Source organism: Deferribacter abyssi (assembly GCF_049472655.1).
Classification (GTDB): Bacteria; Chrysiogenota; Deferribacteres; order Deferribacterales; family Deferribacteraceae; genus Deferribacter; species Deferribacter abyssi.
On sequence record NZ_JAQNCS010000010.1, the window covers coordinates 15,537 to 28,750 of the forward strand.

The window sequence follows — 13,214 nt, forward strand, 5'->3', positions numbered from 1 at the left end:
ATGGAAAATCAAAAGATCCGTATAAAATTAAAATCCTTTGATAGTAGGATCATTGATAAGGCGGTTAAAGATATAGTGAATACAGCAAAAAGGACCGGCGCAAGGGTTGTCGGTCCTGTACCATTACCAACTAAAAAGGAGATTTTTACAGTTATTAGATCTCCTCATGTTAATAAGAAATCAAGAGAACAGTTTGAATTAAGAACACATAAAAGGCTTATAGATATTTATGAATTTAATCCACAAACAATTGATGCATTGATGAAGCTAGAGTTATCAGCTGGTGTGGATGTGGAAATAAAATTATAAAAGGTAGGGCAGGATATGTTGAACGGATTGTTAGGTAAAAAAATTGGGATGACCCAAATTTTTACTTCGGAAGGTACAGTAATTCCTGTAACAGTTTTACAGTTAGGTCCTTGCGTTGTAGTACAGAAAAAAACAAAAGAAAAAGATGGTTATAATGCCCTGCAGCTAGGTTTTGAAAAGCTTGTTAAAATAAAAAAAGTTAACAAGCCTATGCTTGGCCATTTTAAAAAACATAATGTCGAACCGCTTAAATATCTAAAAGAAGTAAGAGTAGACAACCCTGATGAATATAGCGAAGGTCAAGAAGTTACAGTAGAGATTTTTAATGAAGGAGACCTTGTGGATGTTCAGGGAATCTCTAAAGGCAAGGGGTTCCAAGGGGTTGTAAAAAGATATGGTTTTGCTGGTGGTCCAGCTTCACATGGTTCTAAATTTCACAGAGCACCTGGATCTATAGGGATGTGTGAATTTCCTGGTGAAACACCAAAAGGTAGGAAAATGCCAGGTAGAATGGGTGGTGAAAAGGTCACCGTTATGAACTTAGAAGTTGTAAAAGTTATACCTGATAAAAATTTAGTGTTAGTGAAAGGTGCTGTTCCAGGACATAACAATAGTATTGTGTTTGTAAGAAAAGCTATTAAAGCAAGGAAGAGAGCGTAAGAGGTTGCCATGGCAGTGTTAGATGTGTTAAATCAAGAAAATAAGAAATTGAAGGAAATTGAAGTTAGTGATGAAATATTAAGTTATCCTATAAAACCATGGTTGATGCATGAAGTTGTAGTAATGCAGCTTGCATGTCGTCGTGTAGGTACTCACTCTACTAAAACACGTGGTGAAGTAAGGGGTGGTGGCAGAAAACCATGGAGACAAAAAGGGACTGGTAGAGCAAGGGTAGGATCTATAAGATCACCTCTATGGGTTGGTGGTGGAACAATTTTTGGACCAAAGCCAAGAGATTATTCTTATAAAATGCCTAAAAAGAAAATAAAAAATGCATTAAAATCTGCATTAAGGGCCAAGCTTAATGAAGGGGCATTAAAAATTATTGATACTTTGATAGTAGAAAAAGGAAAAACTAAAGAAGCTGTAGCAATATTAAAAAATTTTAATGCAGATAGGAAAGTGCTTATCGTTTACAATGATGTGGATGAAAAAGTGTTAAGAGCATTTAGAAATCTACCTTATGTAAAATTATTGAATGTAAAAGGACTAAATGTTTATGATTTAATTAACGCAAGGACTATATTGATGTTAGAAGATTGCCTTCCAAGGATTACGGAGGTCTTAACAAATGCTTAGTATTTATGATATTATTAAGAAACCAATTGTTACAGAAAAAGCGATAGATCTTAAAGAAAAATATAATCATGTGGTATTTGCGGTTGATAGAAGAGCTAATAAATATCAGGTAAAAGAAGCTGTAGAAAAGTTGTTTAATGTTAAAGTTAAGGATGTAAGATGTATGAATTATAAAGGTAAAAAGAAAAGGTTTGGGCTCATAATGGGGAAAAGGAAAGATTGGAAGAAGGCTATCGTTGTATTGGAAAAAGATCAAAAATTAGAGTTTGTGTAAGAGAGGCTAAGAATGGGTATTAAGACATATAAACCAACATCTCCAGGTATGAGATTTAGAACTGGTTCAGACTTTAGCGAAATTACTAAAACTGAACCAGAAAAGTCTCTTGTTGTACCACTTAAGAAAAAATCTGGTAGAAATAATTATGGTAGAATTACCGTAAGACACAAAGGTGGTGGTCATAAAAGACTTTATAGAATTATAGATTTTAAGAGAAATAAAGATGGTATACCAGCAACAGTTAAATCTATAGAATATGACCCAAATAGAAGTGCTAGAATAGCACTTCTTGCATATGCAGATGGTGAAAAAAGATATATTATTGCTCCTATTGGCATTAAAGTTGGAGATACAATATTAAGCGGGCAGGGAGCTGATATCAAACCTGGTAATGCATTAAAGTTAAAAGATATACCCGTAGGTACTGTTATTCATAATATTGAGATGAGACCTGGTAAAGGTGGACAGCTTGCTAGGTCAGCTGGGACCTATGCTCAACTTTTGTCTAAAGAAGGGAAATATTGTCATGTAAGGTTGCCTTCTGGTGAGATTAGATTGATACTTGCAGAATGTAAGGCTACTATAGGGCAGGTGTCTAACCCTGATCATGAGAATATTAAAATAGGTAAAGCTGGTAGGAGTAGATGGCTAGGAATTAGACCTACTGTGAGGGGTACAGCTATGAACCCTATTGATCACCCTCATGGTGGAGGTGAAGGTAGGTCTAAAGGTGGACGTCATCCGGTAACTCCTTGGGGTAAACCTACTAAGGGGTATAAAACTCGTAAGAAAAATAAACCTTCGGATAAGTATATTGTATCCAGGCGTAAATAAAGGAGGAAACTGTGCCTAGGTCATCTAAGAAAGGACCCTTTGTTGATGAACACTTATTGAAAAAGGTATTAAAGGCGAAAGAAACTGGTGATAAAAAAGTTATAAAAACATGGTCAAGAAGAAGTACTATTATACCTGAAATGGTTGGGTTGACCTTTGCTGTACATAATGGTAGGAAATTCGTTCCTGTTTATGTGACGGAGAATATGGTTGGGCATAAGTTAGGGGAATTTTCGTTTACTCGTACATTCAAAGGTCATAAGAAAGATGATAAAAAAGTTAAGGGTAGATAGAGAGGATTCAGATGGTAGCTAAAGCTGTAGGAAAATATTTTAGAATTTCACCAAGAAAAGCGAGGCCGGTTGCTGACTTGGTTAGAGGGAAAAATGTTGAAGAAGCTATGACGATATTAAAATTTACAAATAAAAAAGCAGCTGTTATGATTGCTAAAGTTTTAAAGTCAGCAATGGCTAATGCGGAAGAAAACCATGGTGTTAAAGATATATCAAAGCTTTATATTAAAGAGATTAGAATAGATGGTGGTCCAACTTGGAAAAGATACATGCCTAGAGCCTATGGTAGAGCCACATTAATCAGGAAAAGGACCAGCCATATAACAATTGTTCTGGCAGAATAGGTGGAGGTGAATAGTGGGTCAGAAGGTTCATCCTATTGGATTTAGATTAGGTATAAATAAGGATTGGAAATCAGTTTGGTTTTACGGTAAAAAGGAATACCGTGAGAAATTAATGGAAGACCTTAAAATTAGAAGGTATATTAAGAAAAGATTAAAGCAGGCTGGTCTATCAAGTATTACTATAGAAAGAATGGGCTCAAAATTAAGGATTATATTGAATACAAGTAGGCCAGGAATTGTAATAGGTAAAAAAGGTTCGGAAATAGAAAATTTAAAGAAAGAGCTAAAGAAATTAACATCAAATGATGTAACAGTTGTGATTAGAGAAGTAAAAAAGCCAGAAATAGATGCACAGCTAGTAGCAGAAAATGTAGCTATGCAAATTGAAAGAAGAGTTGCATTTAGAAGGGCAATGAAGAAAGCTGTTTTACAGGCAATGAAAGGTGGTGCTCAGGGAATAAAAATTGCCTGTTCTGGAAGACTTGCCGGTGCAGAGATGGCAAGGACTGAATGGTATATTAAAGGTAGAGTACCTCTTCAAACATTGAGAGCAGATATAGATTTTGGTTTTGCTGAAGCTTTAACAACATACGGAATTATAGGCGTTAAAGTATGGATATTTAAAGGTGAGATAGTCGAAAATAAAGAGAAATTAGCTACGGGAGTAGATAGCGATGTTAATGCCTAAAAGATTAAAATATAGAAAGGTATTTAAAGGAAGAATAAAAGGTAAGGCCTCCAAAGGGAACAAAGTAGAGTTTGGTGATTATGGGTTGCAAGCAATGTCCAAAGGAAAAATTACCAGTAGACAAATTGAAGCTGCAAGGATTGCCATAACTCGATATGTTAAGCGTGGAGGTAAGGTTATAATAAGGATTTTCCCTCATAAACCTATAACTAAAAAGCCTGCAGAAACAAGAATGGGGAAAGGTAAAGGAGCTGTTGAATATTATGTTGCACCAGTAAAGGAAGGTACTATGTTGTATGAAATTTCTGGTGTTACTGAAGAGCAGGCACGAGAAGCTTTCAGGCTCGCCTCGCATAAATTACCAGTTAAATGTAGATTTGTAAAGAAATCTGATTCCGAGGAGGTTGAGTAATGAAAGCTTCTGAATTGAGAAAATTGAGCATAGACGAGCTCAGGAAAAAAGAGAGAGAGCTCAAGGAAGATCTTTTTAGGTTGAAATTTAAACTTGCTACTGGAGATTTAGAGAATACCGCACAAATTAGAGAAACTAGACGAGATATAGCAAGAATTAAAACAATATTGAGAGAATATGAATTAGAGGGGCAATATGGAAAGTAGGATAAGAAGGAAGATAAGAAGGGGTGTAGTTGTCAGTGACAGAATGGATAAATCTGTTGTTGTAAAAGTTGAAACACTGAAGTTACACCCAAAGTATCATAAGTTTATTAGAAGAAGTAAAAAATTTATGGCTCATGATGCGAATAATGAGTGTAGGGTTGGTGATATAGTTGAGATAATAGAAACTAGACCTCTCAGTAAGAGGAAAAGATGGCGTGTCAGCAAAATAATTGAAAGACCCGCCAGTTTAAATGATTAATGGGAGTAGCATATGATACAGATGCAGACAAGACTAAAAGTTGCTGACAACTCAGGTGCTAAAGAAATTATGTGTATTAAAGTGTTGGGTGGCAGTAGAAAGAAGTATGCCACCGTTGGAGATGTGATAGTAGCTAGTGTTAAATCAACCATACCTGATAGTAATATAAAGAAAGGTTCAGTTGTTAAGGCAGTTGTTGTCAGAACTACTAAAGAAAGAAGACGTCCTGATGGAACATATATTAAGTTTGATGAAAATGCTGCAGTTTTATTAAATAAAAACTTAGAACCTATTGGGACCAGGGTTTTTGGACCGGTGGCGAGAGAGCTAAGATTAAAAGGTTTTTTAAGAATAGTTTCAATGGCGCCTGAAGTTCTTTAGGAGGAAATTAGATGGCTGTTAAATATAAATTGAAAAAAGATGATGAAGTTATAGTTATTGCAGGAAAAAATAAAGGGAAAACTGGTAAAGTTTTAAAAGTAGATAGAAAAAAAGGTAAGGTGATAGTTGAAAACGTTAATGTAGTGAAGCGGCATATGAAACCAAATCCCTTGAGTCCTGATGGTGGAATTATAGAGAAAGAAATGCCAATAGATATTTCGAATGTTATGTTCCTTTGTAAAAAATGTGATAAAGGTGTTAGGCTCGGTTATAAGTTTTTAGATAGTGGTAAAAAACAAAGGTTTTGTAAAAGCTGTGGTGAGTTAGTAGATAAAGATTAATATTTGGAGCGGTGAAATGAGTGTTTTACTGGAAAAATATAAAAATGAAGTTATCCCATATTTAATGGAAAAGTTTGGCTACAGTAATATTATGCAGGTTCCAAAAATTGAAAAAGTAGTTTTAAATATGGGTGTAGGTGAAGCTATTGGTAATCCAAAAGTTCTTGAAAATGCAGTACAGGATATGATGTTAATTGCTGGTCAAAAACCTGTGGTTACAAGAGCTAGGAAATCAATTGCAGGTTTTAAGCTAAGAGAAGGTATGCCAATTGGATGTAAAGTCACATTAAGAGGTGTAAGAGCTTACGAATTTTTGTATCGTTTGTTTAATATAGCTTTGGCGAGGGTTCGTGACTTTAGAGGGGTTAATCCTAATTCATTTGATGGTAGAGGTAATTATGCAATGGGGATTAAAGAACAAATTGTATTCCCAGAAATAGATTATGATAAAATTGATAAAATACGTGGTTTTGATATTATTATAACTACAACTGCCAAGACAGATGAAGAAGCAAGGGAGCTTCTTAAAGCCTTAGGCATGCCATTTTCAGAATAACCAGGAGGAAATAGAGTGGCTACTAAAGCAAAATATAATAGTGCATTTAAAAAGAAAAAATTTAAAGTAAGAGAATATAACAGATGTCCAATTTGTGGTAGACCAAGAGCTTTCATCAGAAGATTTAATATGTGTAGGATCTGCTTCAGAAAATTAGCTTCTGAAGGTATGATCCCTGGTGTAAGAAAAGCTAGTTGGTAACACATTAGGATATCGATTACAAAAGGAGAGAGATTATGGTAATGACTGATCCTATTTCTGATATGCTTGCTAGAATCAGAAATGCAACTATGGTAAAAAAGCAAGAAGTTGCTATTCCTTATTCAAAGCTCAAAGAAGCAATTGTAGAGATTATGAAAGAAGAAGGTTATATTAAAAATTATAGGGTGCTAAACGAAGGTGTAAAGAAAACTTTATTATTATACCTTAAATATGATGCTGCTGGTGAATCTGTTATTAGAGGTTTGAAAAGAATAAGTACACCTGGTAGAAGAGTTTATGTAAAGTCAAAGAATTTGAAGCCAGTTTTGGGTGGTCTTGGAACTGGTATAATTTCAACTTCCCGTGGAATTAAAACTGTTAAACAATGTATTAAGGAAAAAATTGGTGGCGAATATATTTGCCAAATATGGTAGGAGAGTGAAATGTCAAGGATAGGAAAAAAACCAATTAGCATACCAAAAGGAGTAGTTGTTAAAGTAGAAAATAATAAAATAATAGTTGAAGGTCCTAAAGGGAAGTTAGAAAGAGATTTACATCCAAAAATAAATGTTGAATTGACTGATAAAGAAATAATTGTAAAAAGGCATGATGATAGTAAAGAGTCACGAGCTTTTCATGGCCTATATAGAAGCCTAATAAATAATATGGTAGAGGGTGTATCTAAAGGTTTTGAAAAGAGATTGGAGATAGTTGGTATTGGTTATAGAGCTACGTTGAAAGGTAAAGCATTGGATTTATCGTTAGGGTTTTCGCATCCTGTTGTGGTTGAGCCACCTGAAGGGATAGAATTTGTTGTTGAAAATCAGCAGAAAATAGTAGTGAAGGGTATTGATAAACAATTAGTTGGACAAGTGGCAGCAAATATTAGGAAGATTAGAAAACCAGAACCATATAAAGGGAAAGGGATTAGATACGAAGGTGAACACATTTTAAGAAAAGCTGGTAAATCCGCTAAATAAGGGGTGGTAAAGTGGCAAAATTAAGTAGAAGTGAAGCAAGATTAAAAAGACATAAAAGAATAAGAAAAAAAGTTTTTGGTACCGAGAAAAGACCGAGATTATGTGTGTTTAAAAGCAATAAATATATATATGCACAAATAATTGATGACTTAAATGGTAACACACTTGTAGCAGCAAGTTCACTTGAGCCAGAAATGAAGAATAAGTTTAGTGGTAGAATAAATCTAGAATCTGCAAAAGCTGTAGGAAAGTTGATAGCAGAAAGAGCCCTAGAAAAGGGAATTAAGCAAGTTGTATTTGATAGAGGTGGATATATTTATCATGGTAGAGTAAAAGCTCTTGCAGATGCAGCAAGAGAAGCAGGGCTTGAATTCTAATAGGAGGAATAGCTAAATATGAGCGAAAAACAGTTAGTTGATAAAGTAGTACATATAGGTAGAGTGACCAAAGTTGTTAAAGGTGGTAGAATTTTTAGATTTACTGCCACAGTAATAGTTGGAGACTATAATGGACGTGTAGGAATAGGTCATGCAAAAGCAAGAGAAGTGCCTGATGCTATAAGAAAAGCTCTTGAAGCTGCTAAAAAGAATATAGTTGAAGTGCCTGTTGTTAAAGGTACAATACCTCATGAAGTTTTAGGGAAGTTTGGAGCATCAGAGATCATTATGAAGCCAGCTGCGCCTGGTACTGGAATAATTGCGGGTGGAGTAACACGATCACTATTTGAGTTGGCTGGTGTTCAAAATATTCTTGCAAAATCTATTAGAAGTAGGAATCCGTTAAATATGCTTTATGCAGTAATGGACGGGTTTAAAAAAATAAGAACCTTGGAAGAAGTTGCTCAGTTAAGAGGAAAAACAATCAAAGAAATAATTAGCTAAGGGGTGATATAGATGGAACTTCATGATTTAAGGCCAGCTAAGGGATCTAAAAAAAATAAAAAACGAGTAGGTAGAGGCACTGGTAGTGGCTTAGGTACCACTGCTGGTAAAGGTACAAAAGGTCAAAAAGCTAGATCTGGCGGTGGGGTTAGACCAGGGTTTGAGGGTGGTCAAATGCCGCTTTATAGAAGATTACCTAAAAGGGGGTTTTCAAATAAGAAATTTTCAAAAGAGTATGAAATTGTAAATTTAGAACAGATCAATGTGAAGTTTAGTGAAGGTGAAGTAATTAATGTTGAATCATTAGTAGCCAAAAGACTGATTAAGGGAAATAAAGATGGGGTTAAAATTCTTGGAAATGGTGAAGTTACAAAAAAATTATTATTTGATGTTGATAAAATATCAAGCTCGGCTATTGAAAAAATAAAAAAAGTTGGTGGTGAAATCAAAAATCTGGGGTAATAAATGAAAAAACTTGAAGAAATATTTTCTATACCTGATTTACGAAAAAGGGTATTATTTACCCTTTTTTTATTGATTGTCTATAGAGTTGGGACACATATTCCGACTCCAGGTATTAATGCAGATGCACTCGCTCAATTTTTTTCAAGGCAAACCGGTACATTATTAGGTTTCTTTGATATGTTTACTGGTGGAGCTCTTAAAAGATTGACAGTTTTTGGTCTAGGTATTATGCCATATATATCCGCTGCAATTATCCTTGAATTATTAACAGTTGTTTCACCAAATTTAGCAGAATTGAAAAAACAAGGGGCTCAAGGCAGAGAAAAAATTACAAAATACACAAGATACGGTACTGTACTTATAAGTGTTGTACAAGGGCTTGGTATTGCAATTGGCTTAGAGGCTATGAGTGCCCCTGATGGTAGTAGTGTTGTGCTTTTTCCAGGATGGGGTTTTCGGTTGACAACAATGATTACTCTTACAACAGGTACTGTTTTTCTGATGTGGTTAGGTGAAAAAATTACTGAAAAAGGGATCGGTAATGGTATATCATTAATTATTTTTGCTGGTATAATTGCGAGATTTCCCGCAGCTGTTATTAATACAATTAGACTATTACAAACAGGTGAATTACAACTTATAACCCTAATTATTGTGTTGGCTCTAATTGTTATTGTAACAGCAGCAGTAGTCTTTATGGAAATTTCCTACCGAAGGATCCCTATCCAATATGTAAGACGTGGAAGCTATGCTGGTATGAAAAGTAGTGTTACAAGCTCTTATCTACCAATAAGACTAAACCCAGCAGGAGTTATTCCAATTATTTTTGCAGCATCTATTGTTGCCTTTCCAAGTACATTATCGAGTTTTGCAAAAAATCCGATACTTGCGAAAATAGGATATTATTTTTCTCCAAGTTCTATGTTTTACTACGTATTTTATGTAGTATTAATAATATTTTTTACTTATTTTTATACATCTATCATTTTTAATCCAGATGATATTGCTGAAAATATTGAAAAAAGCCATGGTGTAATTCCAGGTAAACGTCCAGGAAAACCCACTGCAGATTTCATTGATTATGTTCTTTCTAGATTGACATTTGTTGGAGCAATATATTTAGCAATTGTTGCTGTGTTACCTCAACTTATAATCAGAAATTTCAATATGCCATTTTATTTTGGTGGTACAAGTCTACTTATTGTAATTGGTGTTGGATTAGATGTAATGCAGAAAATAGAATCTCATTTAATTTCTCATAATTATGATGGATTTATTAAAAGTGGCAAAATAAAAGGAAGAGGTTACGTATGATAAATATGGTTTTTTTAGGTCCTCCAGGAGCAGGTAAAGGTACACAATCAACTAAATTAGTTGAAGAATTTGGAATTGTTCAGATATCTACAGGAGATATACTAAGAAATGCAGTAAAATCTGGTAGTGAGCTTGGGAAACTTGCTAAAAAATATATGGATGAAGGTAAACTAGTTCCTGATAATGTAATTATTGGTATTGTAAAGTCAAGATTACAACAAGATGATTGTAAAAATGGTTTTATTTTAGATGGTTTTCCAAGAACAATACCACAGGCAGAAGCATTGGATGATATGTTGAAAAATGAATTAAATATTGAGTTAACGCATATAATAAACCTTAATGTGCCTGATGAACTTATAATGGAGAGATTAACAGGTAGAAGAAGTTGCTCAAAATGTGGGGCGGCGTTTCATATTAAATATAATCCATCAAAGAAAGAAGGTATTTGTGATTTATGTGGTGGTGAATTAATTCAACGAAATGATGATAAAGAAGAAACAATCAAAAAAAGATTAGATGTTTATCATAAACAAACTGCTCAGTTGCAAGATTATTATAAGAGATCAGGTAAGTATTTCGATGTTGATGGTACTGGCGATCCTGAAGATATATTTGAGAGAATTAAAGAGATTGTGAAATAATGGTGATATTAAAATCTAAAAATGAGATAGATAACATAAGAAAAGCATGTAATATAGTTAAGGAAATATTAGAAGAAATAGAAGAGATTATTAAACCAGGTATTAAGACAAAAGATATTGACAAATTTGCAGAAGATATTATAAATAAACGCTCTGCGGTACCTTCATTTAAGAATTATAGAGGGTATCCAGCAGCTACTTGTATATCAGTTAATGAAGTAGTAGTGCATGGAATACCTTCAGATTATGTATTGAAGGAAGGAGATATTGTTAGTGTAGATGTGGGTGTTTTTAAAGATGGGTTTCATGGAGATGCAGCAAGGACATATATGGTAGGTAATGTATCAGAAGAAGCGAGATTGTTGGTTGAGGTAACTAAGAATTCTTTTTTTGAAGGGATTAAAAAAGCTAAGATAGGTAATAGACTACATGATATTTCATACAATATACAAACTTATGTTGAGAAGCATGGGTTTAATGTTGTTAGAGATTTTTTTGGTCATGGTATTGGTAGAAATTTGCATGAAGACCCTACAATTCCTAATTTTGGTAAACCGAATAGAGGAGTTAAATTAAGAGCTGGCATGGTGTTAGCAATAGAACCTATGGTTGTTTTAGGAAATTATGAAGTTGTAACCCTCAGAGATGGCTGGACAGCTGTTACAAAAGATGGAAGTCTGGCAGCACATTATGAAAATACTATTGCCCTGACAGATAAAGGGGTAGAAATTTTAACATTATGAAAGGCTGTATATGAGTAAAAAAGGGGATGTTATCGAAGTTATGGGTACTGTTGTTGAGGCATTACCTAACGCGATGTTTAAAGTTGAGTTAGAAAACGGGCATATTGTTTTAGCTCATTTATCTGGTAAAATGAGAATGAATTATATTAGAATTTTACCTGGCGACAAGGTTACTATTGAGCTATCAGTTTATGATTTGACAAGAGGTAGAATAATTTATAGACATAAGTAGGAGTGCAGTATGAAGGTCAGAGCGAGCGTTAAACCAATTTGTAATAAGTGTAAAGTAATAAAAAGAAAAGGGATTGTTAGAGTTATTTGTGAGAATCCTAGACATAAGCAAAGACAAGGATAAGGAGGAATTTGGTGGCGAGAATAGCTGGTGTTGATATTCCTAACAACAAAAAAGTAGAAATTGGGCTCACTTATATTTTTGGTATAGGTAGAAGTACTGCAAGGAAAATTATCAATGAAACTGGTGTTGATGCGAACAAGAGAATTGGTGAGCTTAGTGAGCAGGAGATTTCAGTTATTAGAAAGTATATCGATTCAAATCTAAAAGTGGAAGGTGAATTAAGAAAAGAAGTAGGTTTGAATATTAAAAGGTTGATGGAAATTAACTGTTATAGAGGTTATAGACATAAAAATAATATGCCATGTCGTGGGCAAAAAACGAGAAGTAATGCAAGGACAAGACGTGGACTTGCAGGAAAACGTGGTATCAAAAGAAAATAATATAGTTTTATGGAGGAGTGATGGCAAAGCCTAGAAAAAAGAAAGAGAAGAGAAACATTCCTAAAGGAATTGCTCACATAAAGTCGACTTTTAATAATACGATAATTACATTTACAGATGTTAATGGAAATGTAATTTGTTGGGATTCTAGTGGTACTGCTGGTTTTAAGAATGCAAGGAAATCAACTCCTTATGCGGCTCAGCTTGCCGCAGAGAGTGCTGCAAAAAAAGCTGTTGAGAATGGCATTAGAGAGGTTGAAGTGAATGTAAAAGGCCCTGGAGCAGGTAGAGAAAGTGCTATAAGGGCAATACAATCAGCTGGAATTAAAATTACGGTTATTAGAGATGTAACTCCTATCCCGCATAATGGGTGTCGTCCAAGGAAGAAAAGAAGAGTATAATGGAGGTTAAAATTGGCTAGATATACAGGTCCAGTCTGCAAATTATGTAGACGTGAAGGGATGAAATTATACCTTAAAGGTGAAAGATGTTTTAAAGATAAATGTGGGTTTGAGAAAAAAGGTTATCCTCCAGGTCAGCATGGTCAGGTTAGAAAGAAAATTTCAGATTATGGATTACAGTTGAGAGAAAAACAAAAAGTAAAAAGAATTTATGGTGTACTCGAAAAGCAATTTCGAAGATATTTTGAAAGAGCATCGCGTATGCAAGGTATTACTGGTGAGAACTTATTACAATTATTGGAAAGAAGACTTGATAATATAGTATATAGAGCAGGTTTTGCAAGAAGCCGTAAGGAGGCAAGGCAGCTCGTTAGACATAACCATTTTATGGTTAATGGTAAAAAGGTGAATATTCCTTCTTATCTTTGCAAGCCAGGTGATTTTATTGAAGTTAGAGAAAAAAGTAGAGATATAGTTGCTATCAAAGAATCCATTGATACAGCAGAAGGTAGAGGATTACCCGAGTGGATCAGCCTAGATAAGGCTAATTTTAAAGCAACAGTTAATAGATTACCTATTAGGTCTGATATTAATTATGAAGTACAGGAGCATTTGATAGTAGAGTTGTATTCTAAGTAAGATAACTGGAGG

General features: G+C 34.3%; 28 protein-coding genes. All 28 read left to right on the plus strand.

Features of this window, described 5'->3' with window-relative positions:
* Genes rpsJ through rpsD form a run of 28 tightly spaced genes read left to right on the plus strand, consistent with a single transcriptional unit; the run spans window position 1 to window position 13,202 of the window.
* Complete coding sequence (rpsJ, locus tag OWK30_RS06855) at window positions 1-309, plus strand: 30S ribosomal protein S10 (protein WP_423324884.1); 309 nt, start codon at window positions 1-3, stop codon at window positions 307-309.
* A 15-nt stretch (window positions 310-324) separates the two neighbouring features.
* Window positions 325-969, plus strand: coding sequence for a 50S ribosomal protein L3 (rplC, locus tag OWK30_RS06860; protein WP_423324886.1), 645 nt, complete (start codon window positions 325-327; stop codon window positions 967-969).
* Between the two features lie 9 nt (window positions 970-978).
* Window positions 979-1,608 (plus strand): 50S ribosomal protein L4, encoded by a 630-nt coding sequence (gene rplD / locus OWK30_RS06865; protein ID WP_423324888.1) that lies wholly within the window; start codon window positions 979-981, stop codon window positions 1,606-1,608.
* Window positions 1,601-1,882, plus strand: a complete 282-nt coding sequence (gene rplW, locus OWK30_RS06870; RefSeq protein ID WP_423324890.1) for a 50S ribosomal protein L23 — start codon at window positions 1,601-1,603, stop codon at window positions 1,880-1,882. The genes rplD and rplW overlap by 8 nt, the downstream gene beginning before the upstream one ends.
* A gap of 12 nt (window positions 1,883-1,894) precedes the next feature.
* Entirely contained in the window at window positions 1,895-2,719 is an 825-nt protein-coding gene (rplB, locus tag OWK30_RS06875) for a 50S ribosomal protein L2 (protein ID WP_423324892.1), read from the plus strand.
* Window positions 2,720-2,730: 11 nt separating this feature from the next.
* Window positions 2,731-3,012 carry a 30S ribosomal protein S19 gene (gene rpsS, locus OWK30_RS06880; protein WP_013008469.1) on the plus strand — a complete coding sequence of 94 codons (282 nt, stop codon included), beginning with the start codon at window positions 2,731-2,733 and terminating at the stop codon, window positions 3,010-3,012.
* 11 nt (window positions 3,013-3,023) lie between these two features.
* Complete coding sequence (gene rplV, locus OWK30_RS06885) at window positions 3,024-3,356, plus strand: 50S ribosomal protein L22 (RefSeq protein WP_423324895.1); 333 nt, start codon at window positions 3,024-3,026, stop codon at window positions 3,354-3,356.
* A 13-nt stretch (window positions 3,357-3,369) separates the two neighbouring features.
* On the plus strand, window positions 3,370-4,044 hold the full coding sequence (gene rpsC / locus OWK30_RS06890; RefSeq protein WP_423324897.1) for a 30S ribosomal protein S3: 675 nt from the start codon (window positions 3,370-3,372) through the stop codon (window positions 4,042-4,044).
* Window positions 4,031-4,456 carry a 50S ribosomal protein L16 gene (gene rplP, locus OWK30_RS06895; protein WP_423324899.1) on the plus strand — a complete coding sequence of 142 codons (426 nt, stop codon included), beginning with the start codon at window positions 4,031-4,033 and terminating at the stop codon, window positions 4,454-4,456. The genes rpsC and rplP overlap by 14 nt, the downstream gene beginning before the upstream one ends.
* Window positions 4,456-4,662 carry a 50S ribosomal protein L29 gene (rpmC, locus tag OWK30_RS06900; protein WP_423324901.1) on the plus strand — a complete coding sequence of 69 codons (207 nt, stop codon included), beginning with the start codon at window positions 4,456-4,458 and terminating at the stop codon, window positions 4,660-4,662. The genes rplP and rpmC overlap by 1 nt, the downstream gene beginning before the upstream one ends.
* Entirely contained in the window at window positions 4,652-4,921 is a 270-nt protein-coding gene (rpsQ, locus tag OWK30_RS06905) for a 30S ribosomal protein S17 (protein WP_423324903.1), read from the plus strand. The genes rpmC and rpsQ overlap by 11 nt, the downstream gene beginning before the upstream one ends.
* Before the next feature lie 12 nt (window positions 4,922-4,933).
* Window positions 4,934-5,302, plus strand: a complete 369-nt coding sequence (gene rplN / locus OWK30_RS06910) for a 50S ribosomal protein L14 (RefSeq protein WP_423324905.1) — start codon at window positions 4,934-4,936, stop codon at window positions 5,300-5,302.
* 11 nt (window positions 5,303-5,313) lie between these two features.
* Window positions 5,314-5,643, plus strand: a complete 330-nt coding sequence (rplX, locus tag OWK30_RS06915; RefSeq protein WP_423324907.1) for a 50S ribosomal protein L24 — start codon at window positions 5,314-5,316, stop codon at window positions 5,641-5,643.
* A 16-nt stretch (window positions 5,644-5,659) separates the two neighbouring features.
* Window positions 5,660-6,199: a 50S ribosomal protein L5 gene (rplE, locus tag OWK30_RS06920; protein WP_423324909.1), complete on the plus strand. Its 540-nt coding sequence runs from the start codon at window positions 5,660-5,662 to the stop codon at window positions 6,197-6,199.
* A gap of 15 nt (window positions 6,200-6,214) precedes the next feature.
* A complete protein-coding gene (locus OWK30_RS06925; RefSeq protein ID WP_423324911.1) occupies window positions 6,215-6,400 on the plus strand; it encodes a type Z 30S ribosomal protein S14 in 186 nt (61 codons plus the stop codon).
* 35 nt (window positions 6,401-6,435) lie between these two features.
* Window positions 6,436-6,834: a 30S ribosomal protein S8 gene (gene rpsH / locus OWK30_RS06930; protein WP_423324913.1), complete on the plus strand. Its 399-nt coding sequence runs from the start codon at window positions 6,436-6,438 to the stop codon at window positions 6,832-6,834.
* 9 nt (window positions 6,835-6,843) lie between these two features.
* Window positions 6,844-7,380: a 50S ribosomal protein L6 gene (gene rplF, locus OWK30_RS06935; protein WP_423324915.1), complete on the plus strand. Its 537-nt coding sequence runs from the start codon at window positions 6,844-6,846 to the stop codon at window positions 7,378-7,380.
* 11 nt (window positions 7,381-7,391) lie between these two features.
* A complete protein-coding gene (gene rplR, locus OWK30_RS06940) occupies window positions 7,392-7,757 on the plus strand; it encodes a 50S ribosomal protein L18 (protein WP_423324917.1) in 366 nt (121 codons plus the stop codon).
* An 18-nt stretch (window positions 7,758-7,775) separates the two neighbouring features.
* Window positions 7,776-8,261, plus strand: coding sequence for a 30S ribosomal protein S5 (gene rpsE / locus OWK30_RS06945; RefSeq protein WP_423324919.1), 486 nt, complete (start codon window positions 7,776-7,778; stop codon window positions 8,259-8,261).
* Window positions 8,262-8,273: 12 nt separating this feature from the next.
* Entirely contained in the window at window positions 8,274-8,723 is a 450-nt protein-coding gene (rplO, locus tag OWK30_RS06950) for a 50S ribosomal protein L15 (RefSeq protein WP_423324921.1), read from the plus strand.
* 3 nt (window positions 8,724-8,726) lie between these two features.
* On the plus strand, window positions 8,727-10,040 hold the full coding sequence (gene secY / locus OWK30_RS06955) for a preprotein translocase subunit SecY (protein WP_423324923.1): 1,314 nt from the start codon (window positions 8,727-8,729) through the stop codon (window positions 10,038-10,040).
* Window positions 10,037-10,684 (plus strand): adenylate kinase, encoded by a 648-nt coding sequence (locus OWK30_RS06960; RefSeq protein ID WP_423324925.1) that lies wholly within the window; start codon window positions 10,037-10,039, stop codon window positions 10,682-10,684. Before secY ends, OWK30_RS06960 begins: the two co-directional genes overlap by 4 nt.
* Complete coding sequence (map, locus tag OWK30_RS06965; RefSeq protein ID WP_423324927.1) at window positions 10,684-11,427, plus strand: type I methionyl aminopeptidase; 744 nt, start codon at window positions 10,684-10,686, stop codon at window positions 11,425-11,427. The genes OWK30_RS06960 and map overlap by 1 nt, the downstream gene beginning before the upstream one ends.
* Window positions 11,428-11,437: 10 nt before the next feature.
* The gene (gene infA / locus OWK30_RS06970; protein ID WP_423324929.1) at window positions 11,438-11,659 is read left to right on the plus strand and encodes a translation initiation factor IF-1; all 222 of its coding nucleotides are present in this window, start codon (window positions 11,438-11,440) and stop codon (window positions 11,657-11,659) included.
* Window positions 11,660-11,668: 9 nt separating this feature from the next.
* Window positions 11,669-11,782, plus strand: a complete 114-nt coding sequence (gene rpmJ, locus OWK30_RS06975) for a 50S ribosomal protein L36 (protein ID WP_013008450.1) — start codon at window positions 11,669-11,671, stop codon at window positions 11,780-11,782.
* 11 nt (window positions 11,783-11,793) lie between these two features.
* Entirely contained in the window at window positions 11,794-12,162 is a 369-nt protein-coding gene (gene rpsM / locus OWK30_RS06980; RefSeq protein ID WP_423324932.1) for a 30S ribosomal protein S13, read from the plus strand.
* 20 nt (window positions 12,163-12,182) lie between these two features.
* The gene (rpsK, locus tag OWK30_RS06985) at window positions 12,183-12,563 is read left to right on the plus strand and encodes a 30S ribosomal protein S11 (RefSeq protein ID WP_423324934.1); all 381 of its coding nucleotides are present in this window, start codon (window positions 12,183-12,185) and stop codon (window positions 12,561-12,563) included.
* A gap of 12 nt (window positions 12,564-12,575) precedes the next feature.
* Window positions 12,576-13,202: a 30S ribosomal protein S4 gene (gene rpsD, locus OWK30_RS06990; RefSeq protein ID WP_423324936.1), complete on the plus strand. Its 627-nt coding sequence runs from the start codon at window positions 12,576-12,578 to the stop codon at window positions 13,200-13,202.
* The last annotated feature ends 12 nt before the right edge of the window (window positions 13,203-13,214 follow it).

Bases quoted from the DNA above. Each gene is read 5' to 3' on its own strand.
- rpsQ (WP_423324903.1), top strand. From the start codon at position 4,652: ATGGAAAGTAGGATAAGAAGGAAGATAAGAAGGGGTGTAGTTGTCAGT.
- rplX (WP_423324907.1), top strand. From the start codon at position 5,314: ATGGCTGTTAAATATAAATTGAAAAAAGATGATGAAGTTATAGTTATT.
- OWK30_RS06960 (WP_423324925.1), top strand. From the start codon at position 10,037: ATGATAAATATGGTTTTTTTAGGTCCTCCAGGAGCAGGTAAAGGTACA.
- rpmC (WP_423324901.1), top strand. From the start codon at position 4,456: ATGAAAGCTTCTGAATTGAGAAAATTGAGCATAGACGAGCTCAGGAAA.
- rplN (WP_423324905.1), top strand. From the start codon at position 4,934: ATGATACAGATGCAGACAAGACTAAAAGTTGCTGACAACTCAGGTGCT.
- rplW (WP_423324890.1), top strand. From the start codon at position 1,601: ATGCTTAGTATTTATGATATTATTAAGAAACCAATTGTTACAGAAAAA.
- rpsH (WP_423324913.1), top strand. From the start codon at position 6,436: ATGGTAATGACTGATCCTATTTCTGATATGCTTGCTAGAATCAGAAAT.
- rplV (WP_423324895.1), top strand. From the start codon at position 3,024: ATGGTAGCTAAAGCTGTAGGAAAATATTTTAGAATTTCACCAAGAAAA.
- rplE (WP_423324909.1), top strand. From the start codon at position 5,660: ATGAGTGTTTTACTGGAAAAATATAAAAATGAAGTTATCCCATATTTA.
- rplC (WP_423324886.1), top strand. From the start codon at position 325: ATGTTGAACGGATTGTTAGGTAAAAAAATTGGGATGACCCAAATTTTT.
- rplF (WP_423324915.1), top strand. From the start codon at position 6,844: ATGTCAAGGATAGGAAAAAAACCAATTAGCATACCAAAAGGAGTAGTT.
- rpmJ (WP_013008450.1), top strand. From the start codon at position 11,669: ATGAAGGTCAGAGCGAGCGTTAAACCAATTTGTAATAAGTGTAAAGTA.
- rpsE (WP_423324919.1), top strand. From the start codon at position 7,776: ATGAGCGAAAAACAGTTAGTTGATAAAGTAGTACATATAGGTAGAGTG.
- rplD (WP_423324888.1), top strand. From the start codon at position 979: ATGGCAGTGTTAGATGTGTTAAATCAAGAAAATAAGAAATTGAAGGAA.
- infA (WP_423324929.1), top strand. From the start codon at position 11,438: ATGAGTAAAAAAGGGGATGTTATCGAAGTTATGGGTACTGTTGTTGAG.
- rplO (WP_423324921.1), top strand. From the start codon at position 8,274: ATGGAACTTCATGATTTAAGGCCAGCTAAGGGATCTAAAAAAAATAAA.
- secY (WP_423324923.1), top strand. From the start codon at position 8,727: ATGAAAAAACTTGAAGAAATATTTTCTATACCTGATTTACGAAAAAGG.
- rpsK (WP_423324934.1), top strand. From the start codon at position 12,183: ATGGCAAAGCCTAGAAAAAAGAAAGAGAAGAGAAACATTCCTAAAGGA.
- rplB (WP_423324892.1), top strand. From the start codon at position 1,895: ATGGGTATTAAGACATATAAACCAACATCTCCAGGTATGAGATTTAGA.
- rplP (WP_423324899.1), top strand. From the start codon at position 4,031: ATGTTAATGCCTAAAAGATTAAAATATAGAAAGGTATTTAAAGGAAGA.
- rpsJ (WP_423324884.1), top strand. From the start codon at position 1: ATGGAAAATCAAAAGATCCGTATAAAATTAAAATCCTTTGATAGTAGG.
- map (WP_423324927.1), top strand. From the start codon at position 10,684: ATGGTGATATTAAAATCTAAAAATGAGATAGATAACATAAGAAAAGCA.